We start from the raw sequence: 20,114 nt of genomic DNA, 5'->3' as shown, positions 1-20,114 counted from the left end.
AATGACATGATTAGATTAGATTTTAGATTGCGTATTATAGCTTTTATTTGTTTGGCCTTATGCAGTGTTATTCCTGCCGTTTCTGGTGATAAAGTTGAACGACTCATGGTCAAAGGTACTTCTCTGGTAAATAAGAGTGGAGAGAATGTGGTGTTAAGAGGGGTAAGCTTGGGTTGGCATAATTGGTGGCCTCGTTTTTATAATACCTCTGCCATAAAAACTTTAAAGAACGAATGGAATTGTACTCTGGTTCGTGCCGCAATGGGAGTAGAACCTGAAGGGGCCTATATGTCAGAATCTGAAAAAGCTGTAAGATGTATAACAGAAGTAGCCGATGCCGCTATAGAAAACAATATGTATGTCATCATAGACTGGCATAGTCATGGAATACATACAGATGAGGCAAAATCGTTTTTCCATGATATAGCACTCCGTTATAAAGGAGTTCCAAATGTAATATACGAAATTTTCAATGAACCGGTAGAAGACTCTTGGGATGATGTGAAAAAATACGCTGAAGAGGTCATAAAGGTTATAAGAGAAGTGGATAAGGAAGCTTTAATTCTTGTAGGTACTCCACATTGGGACCAGGATGTACATCTGGCTACAGACAATCCTATAAGAAATGTTGACAATATTATGTACACATTACACTTTTATGCCGCAACCCATCGTGAGTCACTGCGCGAGCGTGCCGATTATGCATTGAAGAAAGGACTTCCGATATTTGTTTCAGAGTGTGCAGGCATGGAAGCCAGTGGAGACGGGCCTATAGATATTGTTGAATGGAATAAATGGCAGTCGTGGATGAAAAAGAACAAAATCAGTTGGGCGGCCTGGTCAGTATCAGATAAGGATGAAACATGTTCAATGTTTTATCCGTCGGCTCCTGACTATGACTGGAAGGATAAAGATATAAAAGAATGGGGAATTATAGTTCGGGATGAACTGTTAAGAAAATGATTATAAATAGGTATTAGAATAAATACAAGAATTAGTATGTATAAAGCTGTCCTTGATATTGAAGGGCAGCTTTTATTGTTTATGATGGTATTAATATGTGGTATTATTTTTTTAGAATGATAATTCTTGGATAAAATAATATTATGTTTGTGCTTTCATTTATAATAAATTTGTAATTGAAGTAAAATCTAATAGATATGTTAACACGTCTTTTGATTTTATTAGTGATCGTATTCTTGTTTTATTGTATCATTTTGTTTGTGTTTATATATGGATAAGTAGAGCTTTGTAGTGCTTGTCTTATATTAATAATATTATTATTTTGTGGTAAATGGTTGTGATGTGATACTATTTTTTTCTTTAATCATTATAATTTAAAATTATGAAGAGGGCTTATTTGTTTTTGTTGTTATCATTTGTCTGTACTTTATCGTTTAAGGCACAGGCTTTACAGCGTGAACGTATTCTTTTTGATGAAAACTGGTATTTCGCATTTGGAAATGCTTCTTCCCCAGAGAAAGATTTTGGCTGCGGAACAGAGTATTTTAATTATTTGACTAAGGCAGCTTCAATACATAATAAAGGTCCTTATAGTGAAAAATTTGATGCTTATGGATGGAAGCCTGTTGATTTGCCGCACGATTGGGTGGTTGATTTGCCTTTTGATAAGAAGGCCAGTCATAGTCATGGATATAAGACAGTGGGCTATCGTTATCCGGAAACAAGTGTAGGTTGGTATCGTAAGACATTTTCTATATCAGAAGAAGATTTGGGACGACACATATCCGTTCGTTTCGACGGTATATTCCGTGATGCCCGAATATGGGTGAACGGTTTTTATTTAGGGCATGAGCCAAGCGGCTATGCGACACAAGAGTATGATATCACCGATTATCTGAATTATGGTGGAGAGAATTTGATTTGTGTTCGTGTAGATGCGACACTTGAGGAAGGCTGGTTTTATGAAGGTGCGGGTATATACAGGCATGTATGGTTAAATAAGATGGATAAGTTACATGTCGCACCATTCGGAACATTTGTTCACAGCAAGCTTGAAGCTCCATTTGATAAAGCGGAAATTACTATCGAAGCCGATGTCGAGAATTTTTATCAACATTCGGTTTCTTACACTTTACGTCATGTGTTGCGAGATTCTGATGGTAATCAGATTGCTGAATGTAAAACAGATAAAGAAACTTTGTTGCCACGCGAAAATGGACATTCTATCGGCAAGATAAGCATTAATAATCCGAATTTGTGGAGTACAGATAATCCTTATATATATAAAGTAGAGACAGAAGTATATAATGATGGGATGTTGGTTGATTCATATATCACAAATATGGGTATCCGTCACATAGAGTTTGATGAGAATAAAGGATTTATACTTAATGGTAAACAAATAAAAATTAAAGGTGTTAATATGCACCAGGATCATCCGGGAGTTGGAACAGCAATTCCTGATGCTTTGCAGGTTTATAGAATAAGAGAATTAAAAAAATTAGGTTGCAATGCTTATCGTGCTTCACATAATCCTATGACTCCGGAGATGCTTGATGTCTGTGATAGGGAAGGAATACTTGTAATAGAGGAAAACCGACTTACTGGAATAAATAAAGAACATATCGATTTATTGCGTCGTATGATAGAACGTGACCGCAATCATCCGTCTATAATACTTTGGAGTGTCGGCAATGAGGAATGGGGTATAGAATGGAAAGAAAGTGGTACCCGTATAGCGGCTACTATGCGTGATTTTTGTCATCTTTTTGATCCGACTCGAAACATGACTGTGGCTTCTAGTAGCGGACCTGCTATTTTAATTCCAGCAGATGTTGCCGGGTATAATTATATACTACAGAATCCGGTAGAAAAACACCGTAAAGATTATCCAAAACGTCGTGCTTTAGGTTCGGAAGAGACATCTGGTTGTGGCACAAGAGGAATATATTTTGATGACGTGGAAAGAGGTCACATGATGTCGTTGAACCGGAAGCCGAATGGTCCGGATAGTCTTCTGAATTGTATTGAGCGTGGGTGGAAATTCTATTCGGCCCGTCCTTATCTGGCCGGACTATTTTATTGGACTGGATTTGATTATAGAGGTGAACCAAATCCTTTGTCTTTTCCTGCAACCGGTTCTCAATTTGGTATTCTTGATTATTGCGGTTTTCCCAAAGATGAGGCATATTATTTAAAATCCTGGTGGACAGATAAGCCTGTATTGCATATTTTCCCTCATTGGAATCTTTCTGGTCATGAGGGTGATAGTGTTGATGTTTGGGCTTATAGTAATTGTGATGAAGTGGAATTAATAGTAAATGGTAAAAGTCAGGGACGCAAGAAAATGCCGGAAAATGGATATTTATCATGGCGTACTGTTTATAATCCGGGATATGTAAAGGCGATAGGATACAAAAAAGGTAAGCGCGTAATGGAAGAGAAATTGGAAACAACAGGAAATCCTGACCGTATAGAATTGACAGCCGATAGAACAAATCTCAAGGCTGATAATCGTGATGTAATGGTATTTCGTGTAGAGCTTCAGGATTGTAAAAAACGTTTTGTTCCTACTGCCTGTGATAGTCTTGAGTTCACTGTAACAGGTCCGGTGCGAATTTTGGGTGTAGGAAATGGAGATCCGGCATGGCAAGATATAGAACGTCCGACAGAAATTGGGGCACGTTCTTTTAGTGTAAAGGCATTTAATGGATTAGCCCAGATTTTACTGCAGAGTACTTATGATGAAGGAGAAGCTAAGTTGGAAGTAAAGGCTAAAGGCTTAAAATCAAAGACTTATAAGTTTTATGTTCAGAAATAAGGTATAAATTTTGTGTGTATTATTAATGCGTATGGTTATGTACATACCTTGTGGTAGTGTTGTTTTTTACTAAAATCACTACTCTTTTGAATGAGCTAATTTTTCATTCAATTTCTATTTAATGTAATTTATCTGATTAACCCTTTATTAAGTGATATAAATATGAAGAGACATTATTTGTTGGTTATGGTTTTATGCAGTATGTTTTTTATTGCATCATGTGCTGAAACTCCATTTGAGAGTTTCCCTGATGATAGTAAAGAGGAGGAAGAGGAAGTTGTTACACCACCGGATGCTGATGACCAGGAAGATACTTTGCATGAATGGGATAATGAAAAATTAGTGACTGAACTTGAGGCTGAAGATGGTCTTCTGCAGAATGCAATATCAGAGAAATCTATTAATGGTTATTCAGGAACCGGATATGTAGCTGGATTATGGAATTCAGAAGCTTCAATAACAGTGAAGTTCAATGTTCCTGAAAGAGCTTTGTATCGTTTGTATATAAGATATTCTACAGTTGGAGGAAATTCTCATAATCTTATTGTAAATGATCAACTGTCAGAATTATGTCAGTTGGCTTTTCCTGTATCTGAAGGCTTTGAACTGCGTGATATGGGAAAATATATTCTTGAAAAAGGAGAAAACTCTATAACTTTTAAGGCAGGATGGGGTGACGTATATATTGATAAGTTCATAATATATACAGCATTAAGGAATGAGTATAGTATATCAGAAACATTGGTAAACCCAAATGCAGATGAATCCGCCCGTAGTCTGTATGCTTATTTATTGAATAATTTCGGTAAAAAGATTATATCAGGATATTTGGAAGGCAGAACAGTCGCTAATGTTACTGATTGTAGGCCAATGCTTTATGGTTGGGATCTGACATCATATACAGAAGGCTATCCTTATAATTGGTCTAATGAGGCAAATAATGGTCAGGGAGGTCATGTCTTTGGGTCGGTAGATAGTAAAGTTATTGAATCTGCTTTGGAATGGTATAAAACCACACAAAGTCAGGGCATTGTTACTTTGCATTGGCATTGGTGTTCTCCTACTGGTGGTAAACCGGGTACAAATACGTTTTATACTGAATTTACTGATTTCGACGTTTCAAAAGCTGTTGAGGATGGAACAGAAGAAAATAAATTAATATTAAGGGATATTGATGCTGTAGCTTCTAAATTGAAGAAATTGCAGGAGGCTGGTGTACCGGTATTGTTCCGTCCGCTACATGAAGCCGGCGGCGGTTGGTTTTGGTGGGGAGCAAAAGGAGCAGAACCATGCAAGAAACTATGGAATTTATTATATGACCGTTTAACCAATGTACATGAAATTAATAATTTGATTTGGGTATGGTCGTCTAATGAGGAAGAATGGTATCCTGGCAATGATAAAGTTGATATTGTTGGATATGATTCGTATCCTGGAGATTTTAATGTCGGAGTTCAGAATTATATGTTTAATGAATTATATAATCTTACAGGAGGTAAAAAAATTATAGCAATGACAGAAAACGGGCCGTTACCTGACCCTGATAAATGTTTTTTGCAAGATGCTCCATGGGCATTATTTATGGGTTGGGGCGATTTATTGTATGAGCAGAATCATTCCAGCCATATTGTTGATGTTTTCCATAATAAGAATGTATTGACTGTAAAATATTAAACAAGATGTTCTAATTATTTTATGCAAGTTTAAATATTAAGTAGATTTTTATCATATAAAGAATATTATAATACTTTTTTTATTTATAGGGAATTGTGTCGTAGTTTAAACACTTAATTACATAAGTTGTAATGTAATTGTTATTGTCAATATTCTATCTAAATCAAGATATATGGATAATGACTGATGATTGTTTTTTTGACTGTTTGCTATAATGGACTGTAAATCAATTGTTTTTCATGGCTATTAATGCTTTTATAGTGGATGCTTATTCTAGGATGTTAACTGAAATAGGTGTTTGAATAGATAGATGATATTGTAATTATGTACAGCTTTAAGTTTGTGAAGCTGCCTTACTTGTGTATATGTATGATTTATAACGTAGTCTTATTTTTAAAAAAGTAAAGTAATTATTATAGTGATAATTCTTGGATAAAATAATATTATAATTATTTTACTGTTTGTAATACATTTGCAATGTAAATAAAATCTAATAGATATGCAGAAACGTAATTTAATTTTATTATTGGTTTTGACTGTTTTAGTTTCTTGTACTACCGGTTCTAAGAATCAAAAAAAACAAAGTTTTGTTAGAGTTGAACAAGGTCAGTTTATTCGCAATGGCAGACCTTATTATTATGTAGGTACTAATTTCTGGTATGGTGCCATCTTGGCGTCTGAAGGTGAAGGTGGAAATCGTGAACGTCTTTGTCGTGAATTGGATTCTTTAAGAAATATTGGTATAGACAACTTGCGTATTTTGGTTGGTTCTGATGGTAAAAGAGGGGTTCCGGCAAAAGTGGAGCCTACTTTACAAGTTTCTCCAGGTGTATATAATGATACAATATTTGCCGGACTTGATTTTCTTTTGCAAGAGATGGGTAAGAGAGATATGCTTGCAGTGTTGTATTTGAACAATTCATGGGAATGGAGTGGTGGATATGGTCAGTATCTAGAATGGGCAGGATATGGAAAAGCTCCTGTTCCTGCTGTAGATGGATATCCTGCATATATGAATTACGTTGGAGAGTTTGTTCGCTCAGACAGCGCTCAGGCTCTTTATGCCAATTATGTGAAAGATGTTGTTTCACGTACTAATCGTTATACAGGAGTCCGTTACATTGATGATCCTACTATTATGTCATGGCAGATTGGTAATGAGCCTCGTGCTTTTCTTCAGGAGAATAAAGATTATTTTGCTGAATGGATGAGCGAAGCCGCAGCGCTTATTAAATCACTTGATCCAAATCATCTTGTTTCTACAGGAAGTGAAGGCAAGTGGGGATGTGAGGGTGATATGGATTTGTTTGAAAAAATTCATTCCGATTCTAATGTTGATTATATGAATATACATATTTGGCCTTACAATTGGGGCTGGGCTAAGAAAGATAGTCTGCAGGAAAATCTTGAAAGAGCAAAACAGTATTCTAAATCTTATATTGAAGAACATTTGGCTATAGCTGAAAAATATAAAAAGCCTTTGGTGCTTGAGGAATTCGGTTATCCTAGAGACGGATTCCAGTTCATTAAATCTTCTTCCGTGAATGCCAGAGATGCATATTATAATTTTATATTTGATATGGTAAATGAGAATGCTCAAGCAAAGACATTGTTTGCCGGATGTAACTTCTGGGGGTGGGGAGGTCTTGCCAATCCTTCTACGGAATATGAGTATTGGAAACCAGGAGATGATTATACAGGAGATCCGGCGCAAGAACAGCAGGGACTTAATTCTGTGTTCGCTTCTGATGTAAGTACTTTGTCCTTAGTAAGAGATACGAATGTAAAATTACAAGAATAAGATTATAATTCATTAATAATAAACAAGTTATATAGAAATGAAGAAGCTAATCGATTTTAGAAAATGGTATATGATGTTAGTGATATCATTTATACCATTGTTGGCATTTGCACAAGAAATACAAGTGCAAGGGAACATCATCGATGAAAATGGCGAGCCATTAATCGGTGTCTCTGTGTTGGTTCAAGGAACTGGTACCGGTACTGTTTCGGATTTTGATGGTAATTTTATTTTAAACACCTCTAAAAACAGTACATTGGTAATTTCGTATGTTGGTTATAAGGAACAGCAGATTATCGTAAAGAATGATAAGCCTTTGAGGATTACAATGATTCCAGATACTCAAGCTTTGGAGGAAGTGGTGGTTATTGCTTATGGTTCTCAGAAAAAAGTAACAGTAACAGGTTCTGTTTCTAATGTAAGTAGTAAAGAGTTGTTGAAATCACCTTCTGCATCTTTGGGTAACGCTATATCGGGTAAATTGCCTGGCCTTTCTACTGTACAATATTCTGGTGTCCCTGGTGCAGATGATCCAACAATATTTATTCGTGGTCAAGCTTCTCTAAATGGTTCAAATCCATTGGTATTGGTTGATGGTGTCGAACGTTCATTTACACAGATAGATCCAAATGAAGTTGCTGATATAACAATATTGAAGGATGCTTCGGCTACAGCCGTTTATGGTGTGAGAGGTGCTAATGGAGTTATTTTGGTTACAACTAAGCGCGGTACATCCGGAAAAACTCAGATATCTGCTTCAACATCATGGGGAATACAAACTGTTACACAGTTCTTGGATATGGCAGACTCATATACATATGCAACTACATTTAATAACGCAAGATTGTCTGATGGAAATAATACATTACGATTCTCTGAAGATGTAATAGAGCATTTTAGAACTCATGACCAACCTATATTGTATCCTGATATTGATTGGGTTGATTATGCAATGAATGATATGGCATTACAAAGTCAGCATAATATATCTATAAATGGTGGTAATCAGGTAGCAAGGTATTTCGTTTCATTAGGTATGCTTGATCAGGATGGTATGTTTAAGACATTTGGAGAAGATCCGAATTCTAACTTTTCATATCGTAGATATAATTATCGTGCAAACTTGGATTTGAATTTAGGAAAACTTCAAGAGTTGTCAATAAACCTGGGAGGACGAGTTGAAAATAAAAATAGTATCGGTAATAATGGCGGTGATAACGGAGAAGAGTATATATTCCGTTATTTGATGGATGCGCAGCCTTTCTCTGGTGCTGGAATAGTTGATGGTAAATGGATAAAAACCAACCCTGCATTGATAAGTAATGAAAGTGCAGTAAGCCAAAGAGACGGATTGGATACATTTTATGGACAGGGTTACAAAAAAACAATTACAAATGTTTTAAATCTAGACTTGATATATAAGCTGAAATTGGACTTTATAACAAAAGGTTTGGATTTTAGGTTGAAAGGTTCTTATAACTCTACATACTATAATGTTAAAGACCGTACTTGTGGACAGCCAGCAAAATATATGCCTTATCTAGATGAAAGCGGAAATATAGTTTATCAGCGCACAGGTGATTATTGGAATCTTGGTTATGCAGATAGTTCTTGGCCTGAACGTAACTGGTATGCGGAGGCAAGTTTTAACTATTCTAGAAGCTTCGGAAATCATAACTTCTCAGGATTGTTGTTGTATAACCAATCTAAATCATATTATTCATGGGATGCCAATAATAGTGCTTATATATCAGTTCCTAAAGGATATGTAGGTCTTGTAGGTCGTGTTACTTATGATTATAATCATCGTTATATGATTGATGTTAATATGGGATACAACGGTTCTGAAAACTTTGCAAAAGGACATCGTTATGGTATTTTCCCGTCAGCGTCAGTTGGTTGGACTGTATCAGAAGAAAACTTCTGGAAACCAATTAAGCCTGTGTTCTCATATTTGAAATTACGTGCATCTGTAGGTACTGTAGGTAATGATAACTGCCAGGGATACAGATTCTTGTATTTGCCTGCTGCCTGGACTATCACAAATGGTTATTATAATAACATTGGTGACTACGCCGGTTATAACTTCGGAACGACTAATACAACATTCCTAAATGTGGCACGTGAATATTCATCAGCTTCTCCAGATGTAACTTGGGAAACTGCTGTTAAGTATAATTACGGTTTTGATGCAAAATTCTGGAATGATAAAATCAGTTTAGGGTTTGATTATTTTACAGAAGATCGTAAGAATATATTGATAAATAATGAAAATATGATACAGGCTCCTACTGCGTTGAGACCTTCATATATAAATTATGGTAGAGTGAAAAATCATGGTTATGAAATAACCTTGAGTTATTCTGATAAAATAGGAAAGGATTTCTCATTTACAATTTCTCCAACAGTATCTTATGCAAAAAATAAGATAATTGAACAAGCTGAAATTACAAGGCCTGATAAGTTGGTTAAAGCAAATAGTTATATGGGTAAGAAACTTGGATTGACCGAAGATACAGAAGTTTCTCCAGATTGGACATATGCAACAGGACATTCAATAGGTGCAAGAAAAGGATACTTATTCTTTGAGTTTTATGAAAAGGGAGTCACAGAAGAACGTTATAGAGAAAAATTTGGTCAAGATATACCACAACAGTTGGTATCTAATTTGATGAATGGTGATGCTGTATATGTTGATTTGGATGGTGATGGAGTAATCACTGAAGAGTATGACCAAATGTATATGGGATATACAGACAATCCGGAATTTACATTTGCTTTAAATTTCAGTTTGCAGTATAAGAACTTTGACTTCTCAATGCTATGGTCTGGTGCTGCACATGTTTCCAGAAACTTAGATGGAGTCTATAGACAACCATTTGGTCAGCAATATAATTCAGCTTTGTTGCAATGGGTAGTAGATAACGCTTGGACTGAAGAAAATGCGGAGAATGCAAAAATACCACGTATTACTTTTGCTAATGAAAAACAGAATCAGGCTAATTCTAATATTTGGTATTATGATTCAAAATATTTGAGATTAAAGAACGTTGAGATAGGATATAACATTAATAATGTCTCTTGGCTGCCTAAAGGTACAAATTTGCGTGTCTTTGCAAATGGAACAAACTTATTGACATTTACTCCACTTGATGCAAATGACCCTGAAAATACTGGTGGTGGATATGGAAGCTTTATTAAGTATCCTTTGATGAGAGTGTTTAATTTAGGTTTGAAAGTAAACTTTTAAATGAAATAAAGATGAAAATAATAAAATATATATTAGGAACTGCATTTACGATTTCTACCTTTTGTGGAATGACATCGTGTGTTGATCAAATAAGAGTTGGTGACTCTTTTCTTGAGAAGGCTGAAGGCGAAGATGTTAATGAAGATCTTATATTCTCAAAAAAAGTCTATACTGAATATCTATTATGGCAATGTTATGAAGGATTATATTCTCCTTTTAAGGGTTGTTATACATTAAACTCGGGTGTAATGGAAGCTTTGTCTGATATAATGCATTCAGAGCTAGGTTGGGATGAGCTTGGTCGTATGTTTTATACAGGAAATCTTACTGCAGCAAATGCAAATCCGGGATGGGTACAAAGTCGTTTTGCCTTTATATCACAAGGAGGCATCCAAAATATGTCCAATCAGAGTAAAAGATCTATATGGAATTGTGTCAGAGATTGTGAACTGCTTATAGATAATATACACAGAGTTCCGGATATGACTGATGCTGAGAAAGCACGTTATACAGCTGAAGCAAAAATAATATTGGCATGTAAATATTTTGACGGAATACGTCATTTCGGAGGACTTCCAATAGTAGATCATGCTTTCAAAGGTGAAGATCAAATGGAAGAAGGACGTTCGTCAATTGATAAAACAGTAAAGTTTGCATTAGGTTTGCTTGAAGAAGCAATTGCAGAGCCTAATTTACCTTGGAATTTACCGGACTCTGATTTGGCTACTTGGGCAGGTAGAATGACAAAAGCTTCTGCTGTTGGTTTAAAAGCAAAATTGCTATGTTTTGTAGCTAGTCCTATTTTTAATAGTGACACTCCATATTGTACAGAAGAACCTCAGGATGCTGTAGAAGCTTTGCAGGTATGGTATGGAAACTACGACCAACAGCGTTGGAAAGATGTGGTAGATGCTTGTGAGGAGTTTTTCAGAATGAATGCTGAGAATGGAAATTACTTTAAATTAGTTGAAGCTACGTCACAAACCGAACAAGGTTATAGAGAAGCGTATCGTAAAGCTTATCGTGCAAGAGGAAATAAGGAGACTATTATAGAAGTTCACGATAGAGTATATCTTACAGACTGGGATCAATGCCCAGGAAATGTTTGGCATACTGGAGCCTGTGCCGCGACTTTGGATTGGATGGAAATGTTCCCATGGAGTGATGGAAAGAATTTTGATGGTCAGAAATATTATAATCAGGCACCTGCAGAAGTGGATATTTTTGCAAATAGAGATCCTCGCTTATATGAAACAATGGTAGTACAAAAACGTGATTACCAATATCAGTATTATGGATCGGATAATCCTGTACAGATGTGGGTCGGTGGTGAGTTTAAGGTTTGCGGTAGCGATTGGGCTTGTAAGCCTTGGGGATTCCCGACTTATAAATATGTGCTTGATTTAGGTTCAGACGATCAGGGTGGTCAAGGTATAATTGATAATGAACCAATGCAGATAGCTTATTTGCGATTGTCTGAAATATACTTGATTTATGCTGAAGCTCTTGCGGAATGTGGAAGAAATAGAGAAGCTATTGAACAGATTAATATTGTAAGACGTCGTGTTGGATTGGGTGATATAGAAGTAAAAAATCCTGAACTTAATCTTATATCTAACAAGGAAAATCTTATAAACGAAATCATGCGTGAAAGAGCATGTGAATTGGGATTTGAATGTGAAAGTCGTTTCCATGATATGAATCGTCGTCTTCTTGTCAATGATTTTAAGAAACATTTAAGAGGAATGAATATTTATCGTTTGAACGATAATAACGAACGTGTTGAAAAACCATGGTCGGCTGATAGTGGTGAACCTTTCCCTACAAAATTTGAGTATGTGCCTTTCGAGATACAAGGCGCTAATCCAAGATTTGTATGGAGTAACCCTGAAAGATGGTCAAATAAATGGATACTTGCTCCACTTCCACCTGATGAAATTAATAAGAATTATGGGCTGACACAAAATCCTGGTTGGTATTAATCTTTTATAATTTCGAAGACAATGAAAAAAAACTATATAAACTCAAAAATTTGGCTTGCTGCAGTATGTGCGGCCGTAGCTAATAATATTAATGCTCAAAGTTCATTAATTGATTATAAAGACGGTAAGGTTGATTTGGGAATGAATATTGAGCAAAGCCAATTATTATCAACAGCTTCAACAGAGACGATATACGCTGAAGAATTAGAAAAAACTGCGGCTATATCTTTGAAAGATGCACTATATGGAAGACTTTTAGGATTAACTGCTTTAAAAAATGGAAAATTCGCAGGTGAGTCTGGATATGGTGCTACGATGAATATACGCGGAAATCAAACAACTAGTGAGAATAATTTATTGATTCTTGTAGATGGTATTGAACGTTCTATAGATTATCTGACTGTAGATGAAGTAGAGTCCGTAACTATACTTAAGGATGCTGCTGCTACAGCATTATATGGTTACCAGGGTGTTAACGGTGCTTTGCTCGTTAAGACTAAAAGAGGTACAAAGGATGGTAAATTGCACATTTCGGTAGGATATGATCACAAATTTACTTTTAATCCTAAAGTCGCGGATTTTGTAGATGCATATACATATGCTCAGGCCATAAATAAAGGTAGAATCAATGATGGCTTATCACCTATGTATAATGATTATGAATTGAATGCTTTCGCTACAAACCTTTCACCATATTATTACCCTAATGTGGATTGGAAAGATGAGGTCTTTAAAAACATGGGTTCTGAGGATCAGTTAAACCTATCTATGAAAGGTGGTAATGAAAAACTGCAGTTCTTTGCAATGTTGGATTATACTGACAGCCGCGGTTTGCTTGAAGGAACAGATCAGGAAATGTATTCTTCTCAGCTTAAGTTTTCCAAGGCTAATGTACGTGCCAATCTTGATATGCAACTTACTTCCACAACAAAGATGTCAGTAAATGCATTGGGAACATTTATAGAAACAAATCGTCCTAATGGAGCTGATGCTGCTGGTATAACTTGGATGCTTTATCAGACACCAGCTTCTGCATTTCCTGTAAAAAACGATCCGGAGGGTACATTGGCTGACGTATGGGGAGGTAATACTACATACGGAATGAACAATCCGGTGGCTCAAATTCAAGCATCAGGTTTTCTTAAGTCGCATGCAAGAATGTTTCAGGGGGATGTTTCTTTGACACAGGATTTAGGAATGTTGTTAGAAGGACTTAGTGTGAACGGTAGGGTAGGATATAATAATTTCTCAGAAATTTATGAGTCAAACTCTTTGGGATATATGTATGGATATCAGAGATATACATTTGATGCAAATGGTATTCCTTCTGGTTTGACTACATATTCTGCAGGAAATAAAACAAGTAATTTGGACTATAATTACTATATTAACCAGCATAACAGTTCTTCATATTTATCATTGTCTGCCGATTATAAGACTTCTTTTACTGATGATGATAATTTTAACGCTTCATTAATTTGGCATCAGAAACATTCAACCACAAAACCTGTTGGTGTTACAGACAGGTATTTGACGTATAACCGTATGAATGTGATGGCTTATTTACATTATGATTTGAAGCAGAAATATATTGCTGATTTAGTTTTAGCAATGAATGGATCCAATAGATCATATCCTCAGAAATGGTCGTTCTCACCTGTTTTATCATTAGGTTATATTATAAAGAACGATGAAAACGCTTCGTTTATGAACTTGGCAAAACTGAGATTGTCGGCTGGAATTCAACATATTGATTATGTTCCGGTTAATGGTCTATGGCTTGAGAACTATAATGGCGGCGGTGGTGATTATTATTTTGGTTCTGGAACAGGTTCTCAAAATTGGGGTACATTTATAGGATATTTGCCTACCAAAGACTTTAAGCTTGAAACTGCTTATAAGTTTAATATTGGAGCTGATTTGCGTTTGGCAAAGCAATTGGATATTACACTTGATGCATATTATAATTACAGGGATAATATCTTGTTATCAGGTGATGGATTGATTTCAAGTGTAATGGGTATTCCAGCTTCTTACATTAATTATGGTAGAGTCGCGAATTATGGCGCTGAATTTGGTGTCAATTGGGTGAAGAAGGTAAATAATGACTTGTCATTTAATGTGGGTGCTGACTTTACTTATGGAAGAAATAAAATATTGAGAACTATAGAAAATGTCGCTTATGACTATATGTCTGCTGTAGGTGGTCGTGTTAATCAGGCTTGGGGGCTAGAAGTTGATGGCTTCTTTAAAGATGAGAATGAGATTTCATCATCACCTTCTCAGAATTTTGATATAGTAAGACCTGGTGATTTTAAATATAAAGATCAAAATGGCGATAAAATTATAAATGAGAACGATGTCGTTAAATTGGGATATGATACTAGTGTTCCTGAATTGAACTATTCTTTGAATTTAGGTTTCAGATTTAAAGATTTTGGATTTAACGCATTATTCCAGGGGGCGGCATTATACACTGCTTATCTAGGAACTACAGGCGTTTGGCAACCTTTGGTTGGAGGTGCCAACTTGTCTCAAGAATATTATGATAATTGCTGGGACAATAGTGAAAACCCTAAATATCCTAGATTGACATCAAGAACAAATAATAATAATTATCGTGCAAACGATGTTTGGTATCAGAATATAAACTTCTTTAAATTAAGGAATTGTGAGATTTATTATTATTTGCCGGAGAATCTTATATCTAAAATAAAAATGTCACAGTGTAAACTCTTTGTTAAAGGTGAAAATCTTATGACTTTGTCTAATTTAAAAGTTATGGATCCTGAGAATATTGGAACAAATTATCCTACTTTAATGGGAGTGAATGTTGGATTCTCTGTGAAATTTTAACATTAAAAATAGATGTAACATGAAACTAACAAAATATATTTCGGTTTTAGCATTACTATCTGTAAGTAATATTAGTTGTGTTGACCTTAATTATACAGAGGTTACTACTAACGATGAAGAATGGATTTATCAAAGCCCTGTTTATGGTATCCAGCAGCTTGTTACAAGTGTATATGCACGTGTACCTAATGGGTTTGATAAAAATTATGAAGGAACAAGCGGCTCTACATTGGCTGCTGCATCAGATGAAGCTGATTGCTCAATATCAACATCCAGTGTACGTATATTTTATAATGGTGGATGGAATCCTCAGAATCCATTTTCCTTTACTTGGGATAACTCATACAAGGCAATTGCTGAGGCAAATAATTTTCTTGAAAAATTAGATAAGATTGATCTCAGCGCATATGAGAATAATAATGATTATGAGGCAATGAAGACTAAGTTTGAATTATTTGAATATGAGGTGAGATATCTTAGAGCATTCTTCTATTTTGAATTAGTCCGTGCATATGGTGATGTTCCTTTTACATTAAAGACTTTATCAGAGACAGAAGCTAATCAAATGAAACAGAAATCTAAGATTGAAATCATGGACTGGATTGTGGAAGAACTTGATGGCATTGCTGAATATCTGCCTATTACTTATAAGAATGAACTTAATCAAGATATAGGTAGAGCAACACGTCCAATGTGTCTGGCATTGAAAGCTCGAGTTTTACTTTATAAAGCTTCACCTCTGTTTAATACAGAAAATAACACTCAGTGGTGGTTAGACGCAGCCAGAGCAAATCATGATGTTATTAAATATGCGGCAGAGTGGGGAATAACTTTAGGTAATTACGCTAATATTTGGGGCGCTGAGAATGGTGACGGTTCTGAGGTTATAATGGCTTCAAAACAAGGAATGATGAGTATATGGGAACAGTATAATTATCCGATTGGAGTAGAAAATGGTCAAGGTGGAATGTGTCCTACCCAGACTCTTGTTGACGCATATGAAATTAATGATGGAAGTGGTCTTTCATTTGGAGAAAAATATTCAGAACAGACCATTAATGTTACCCAGGTAAATCCTTATGCCAATCTTGATCCTAGATTCGGTATGACGGTTGTTAAAAACGGTGACCTGTGGCCGAATTACAATCCTACTCCTATAGAAACTTTTGAGGGAGGTATTAATGCAAGCCCGTTACTGAATGCTACAGAAACAGGATATTATCTGAAAAAGTATTGTGATGGTAATGTAAATATATCTACAAATGATGCAACAACTACATCTCACGCCTGGATTATAATGCGTTTAGGTGAGTTCTATTTGAATTATGCAGAAGCTATGTATAATTATTATAACAATGCGGATACTCCTGGAGAATTTGATCTTACAGCTAATGGCGCAATTAATATACTTAGAGATCGCCAAGATGTTCAGATGCCTCATTGGAGTGGAACTCCTGATAATTGGTTGGAAAGGTATGAGCGTGAAAGATTTGTAGAATTGGCTTTTGAAGACCATCGTTTCTGGGATATTAGGCGCTGGAAACAAGGCGACAAATTAAAGACAATTAAGATTGTAAATATTACAAAGGATTCAAATGGTGATATCATTTTAACTAGAAATCAGAAAGAACGTATATGGGACGATAAATATTATTTCTTCCCGATTTCTTTCTCGGAAATTAATAAGAACCATAATTTGGTACAGAATCCAGGATGGGAAAACAATATTAACTAATTAAATGATGAAATAATGAAAAGGAAAATATATTATTTTGTAGCATTATTCGCATGCTTCAATTTCTTATCATGTTCTGACGAGAATGAAGATATGCTTTCTTCGGAGTTGTCTATTTCATCTTTTTACCCAACTATAGTAATGGATGGAACTGAAGTAACAGTAACAGGTACTTCGCTTAATAATGTAACAGAGGTGGTATTCCCTGATGGGAAATCATCAACGGATATAACTGTTGTTGATGATAAATTATTGAAGGTGATTGCTCCTACAGATGTCAGCGAAACTGCTGCTCCTCTTGTTTTAAGAACAACAGACAGTGAGGTGTCAAGTCGTCAAACAATAAAAAAGGCAAATCCATTATTTACATCTTATGTGTATTCGGATAATGAGGGCGCTGTAACAGGCACTGAATTAACAGTTTCTGGTTCAGATCTTCTATTAGTTGATAAAATTAGAATCTTTGATGAAAATAAAACAATTGAAATTTCATCTATAGAGATGATTCGCAAATCAAATGATGCTATCAAATTCACGTTGCCGGAAGATTCACCTATTGGTGAAAATGTAAATGTTGCTCTTGTATTTAAAAATGGCTCTTCCTTGAGTCTCCCGAATGTTAATATCATTGAAGGCTCAGGTGGAGGTACATGGGTTGAGCAGGAGGTTGTGTTGTATGAAGGTGAACCTGTTGTGACCGGTGGTTGGGCGGCTTCAGCTCAGATTGCAAATGCAAAATTGCCAGAACTAAAAGCTGGTGATGTTATTAGGGTATATATTTCCGATGTTCAAAGTGGAGCACAGGGATCATTAAAATGTACGGCAGCAGGATGGCCTGGAATTGATACTGATTTCGAATACTTTGAGATTACGCAACAGGATATTGATGCAGGATATTATATGTGTACATTAACAGAAAATGCAATAGCTAATTTGAGCGGAAATGATTTGATCGTTTCAGGTCAGAATTATACTATAAATAAAGTTAGTGTATTTACTTCTGTATTTGTTGAAGATACTGATGATGCTAGAGAGCCTATTACTGACAAGACAATTATACTTATGGACTTTGAAACAACAGAGGAGCATAACGCAAGTTGGGATAATAGCTGGACTACAGGTGTTGAACTTGAATTTCCTACAGAAAATAATGGAAATATATATGCAAGACTGAAGACAACGGTAGAAGGTGAAATATGGCTGCTAAATTGTAATCATGTTGATAGAGGTACTGTAAATAATATTGAGAATTATGTAGTTAAGTTTGATTTGATGATTGAGGAAGGTGTAACAGGTGCTTCACAGGCTGCTATGCAATTGATTCTGGCAGATAATTGGTTGTGGGTTGGACAAGGTTTCTTCCCTGAAACCACTAATGGTAAGTGGATAACTGTTTCATACAAGGTCTCAGATCTTAATGCCGATCTTACTGGTGATTTTACATTCGGAACTAAAACAACGGGAATGTATGGTAGTGGTATTCCGGCAGGTATTAACATAGATAATTTACGATTGGACCCTATAGAATAATTTGAATATGATGAGAATGGTAATTAGTTATATTATTTTAATTGTAGGAACCCTGTTAACGGGTTCCTGCAAAAATAATACAGATGATAGTTTTACAGGAACGGAGTTACAACTTTTAAATATTTCACCTCAGGATAATGAAACTGTATATCCAGGAAATATGGTTGTAACTTTTAGTTTTAATACAGATGTTTGGATTTTGGACAAAAACAAGATAACTGTAAATGGTGAAACAACCAACAATTTGAAAGCAACAAATAAAGAGATTGTTATTAGCTTAAATACAGTTTCTAATACTGATTATGAGATAATGCTTGCTGCCGGTGCAATTAAAACACATGATGGATTTGTGTCCAGAGAAGATTATACTGTTAATTTTAAATGTGTAGAACATGAAGCCTTAGCTTTAAGCAAAGAAGCTACTAACTTATATAATTTCCTTAAAGAAAATTATGGTAAAAAAGTGCTTTCCGGTACTATGGCAAATGTTTCTTTAAATCAAAATGAGGCACAATGGGTTTATAGCAAAACAGGGAAATATCCTGCAATAAACTGTATAGATTATATTCACCTCTATGCTTCATCTACTGGTAGCTGGATTGATTATTCGCAAATCGACTTCTTGGAGAATTGGTGGAATAATAATGGAATAGTAGCTGCTATGTGGCATTGGAATATGTTGGCTAATAATGGTGTTGACTATTCTTGTACTCCAGGGCAAGGCGCAAAGGAAACATCCTTTGATGTATCAAAGATAAATGATGAATCATCAGAGGAATATGCGATAATGATGAGAGATATAGATAAAGTAGCAGATTATCTTCTTCTTTTAAAAAATAAGAATATCCCTGTGATATGGCGACCGTTACATGAGGCTGGTGGTAGTTGGTTTTGGTGGGGAACGGACAGACAGGCTTGCATAAAGTTATGGCAGATAATGTACAATAGATTTAAAGAGAAAGGATTGAATAATCTTATATGGGTATGGACATTAGCTATAAAGTATAATGAAGAAATACCTGATGGTTTCTCATGGTATCCTGGTGATGATTATGTTGATATAATCGGTTATGATATGTATAACGTAAGTGACATCGCTAAAACTAATGATATCTTTCAGCAGTTGACAAATGAATGGCCAAACAAACTTATAACTTTAAGTGAGTGTGGAAATATTCCTGATATAGGTAGTCAATGGAGTGCTGGAGCAAAATGGTCATGGTTTGTCACTTGGTATGATTATAATAGGACTAATGATCCTACGTCTTCTGAGTTTAATAAAGATGAGCATGAACATGCAAATGCTGATTGGTGGAGAACAGCAATGCAGAATGAAAATGTTATAACGAGAGATAAGATGCCTAGTCTTAAATAATTACATTGATTATAATATACAATGAAATTCCCATGAGATAAAAAAATCACGCCAAAGAGAATGTAAATAGTCAAGCTGAAGTTACCTTTGTATAGTGTAACCCTAAATGTATCAGTTATGGCAGAAG

At 35.4% G+C, this 20,114-nt stretch carries 10 protein-coding genes; all 10 read left to right on the top strand.

Annotated elements, in window-relative coordinates:
* Nucleotides 1–6: 6 nt before the first annotated feature.
* Nucleotides 7–963, top strand: coding sequence for a glycoside hydrolase family 5 protein (locus OCV82_RS13115; protein ID WP_154044816.1), 957 nt, complete (start codon nt 7–9; stop codon nt 961–963).
* Nucleotides 964–1,345: 382 nt separating this feature from the next.
* Entirely contained in the window at nt 1,346–3,784 is a 2,439-nt protein-coding gene (gene galA, locus OCV82_RS13110; RefSeq protein ID WP_154044815.1) for a beta-galactosidase GalA, read from the top strand.
* A 162-nt stretch (nt 3,785–3,946) separates the two neighbouring features.
* The gene (locus OCV82_RS13105; RefSeq protein ID WP_154044814.1) at nt 3,947–5,458 is read left to right on the top strand and encodes a glycosyl hydrolase; all 1,512 of its coding nucleotides are present in this window, start codon (nt 3,947–3,949) and stop codon (nt 5,456–5,458) included.
* Between the two features lie 499 nt (nt 5,459–5,957).
* Nucleotides 5,958–7,259 carry a glycoside hydrolase 5 family protein gene (locus OCV82_RS13100; RefSeq protein ID WP_154044813.1) on the top strand — a complete coding sequence of 434 codons (1,302 nt, stop codon included), beginning with the start codon at nt 5,958–5,960 and terminating at the stop codon, nt 7,257–7,259.
* 37 nt (nt 7,260–7,296) lie between these two features.
* The gene (locus OCV82_RS13095; RefSeq protein ID WP_154044812.1) at nt 7,297–10,509 is read left to right on the top strand and encodes a SusC/RagA family TonB-linked outer membrane protein; all 3,213 of its coding nucleotides are present in this window, start codon (nt 7,297–7,299) and stop codon (nt 10,507–10,509) included.
* An 11-nt stretch (nt 10,510–10,520) separates the two neighbouring features.
* On the top strand, nt 10,521–12,491 hold the full coding sequence (locus OCV82_RS13090; RefSeq protein WP_154044811.1) for a RagB/SusD family nutrient uptake outer membrane protein: 1,971 nt from the start codon (nt 10,521–10,523) through the stop codon (nt 12,489–12,491).
* 21 nt (nt 12,492–12,512) lie between these two features.
* Nucleotides 12,513–15,347: a SusC/RagA family TonB-linked outer membrane protein gene (locus tag OCV82_RS13085; RefSeq protein ID WP_154044810.1), complete on the top strand. Its 2,835-nt coding sequence runs from the start codon at nt 12,513–12,515 to the stop codon at nt 15,345–15,347.
* A 19-nt stretch (nt 15,348–15,366) separates the two neighbouring features.
* Nucleotides 15,367–17,082 carry a RagB/SusD family nutrient uptake outer membrane protein gene (locus tag OCV82_RS13080; RefSeq protein WP_154044809.1) on the top strand — a complete coding sequence of 572 codons (1,716 nt, stop codon included), beginning with the start codon at nt 15,367–15,369 and terminating at the stop codon, nt 17,080–17,082.
* Nucleotides 17,083–17,097: 15 nt separating this feature from the next.
* The gene (locus tag OCV82_RS13075; RefSeq protein WP_154044808.1) at nt 17,098–18,612 is read left to right on the top strand and encodes a glycan-binding surface protein; all 1,515 of its coding nucleotides are present in this window, start codon (nt 17,098–17,100) and stop codon (nt 18,610–18,612) included.
* Nucleotides 18,613–18,619: 7 nt separating this feature from the next.
* Nucleotides 18,620–19,987: a glycosyl hydrolase gene (locus OCV82_RS13070; RefSeq protein WP_154044807.1), complete on the top strand. Its 1,368-nt coding sequence runs from the start codon at nt 18,620–18,622 to the stop codon at nt 19,985–19,987.
* Nucleotides 19,988–20,114 lie beyond the last annotated feature (127 nt).

It is taken from the genome of Bacteroides cellulolyticus, assembly GCF_025567135.1.
GTDB lineage: Bacteria > Bacteroidota > Bacteroidia > Bacteroidales > Bacteroidaceae > Phocaeicola > Phocaeicola cellulolyticus.
This window is presented reverse-complemented; position numbering and strand designations above follow the sequence as displayed.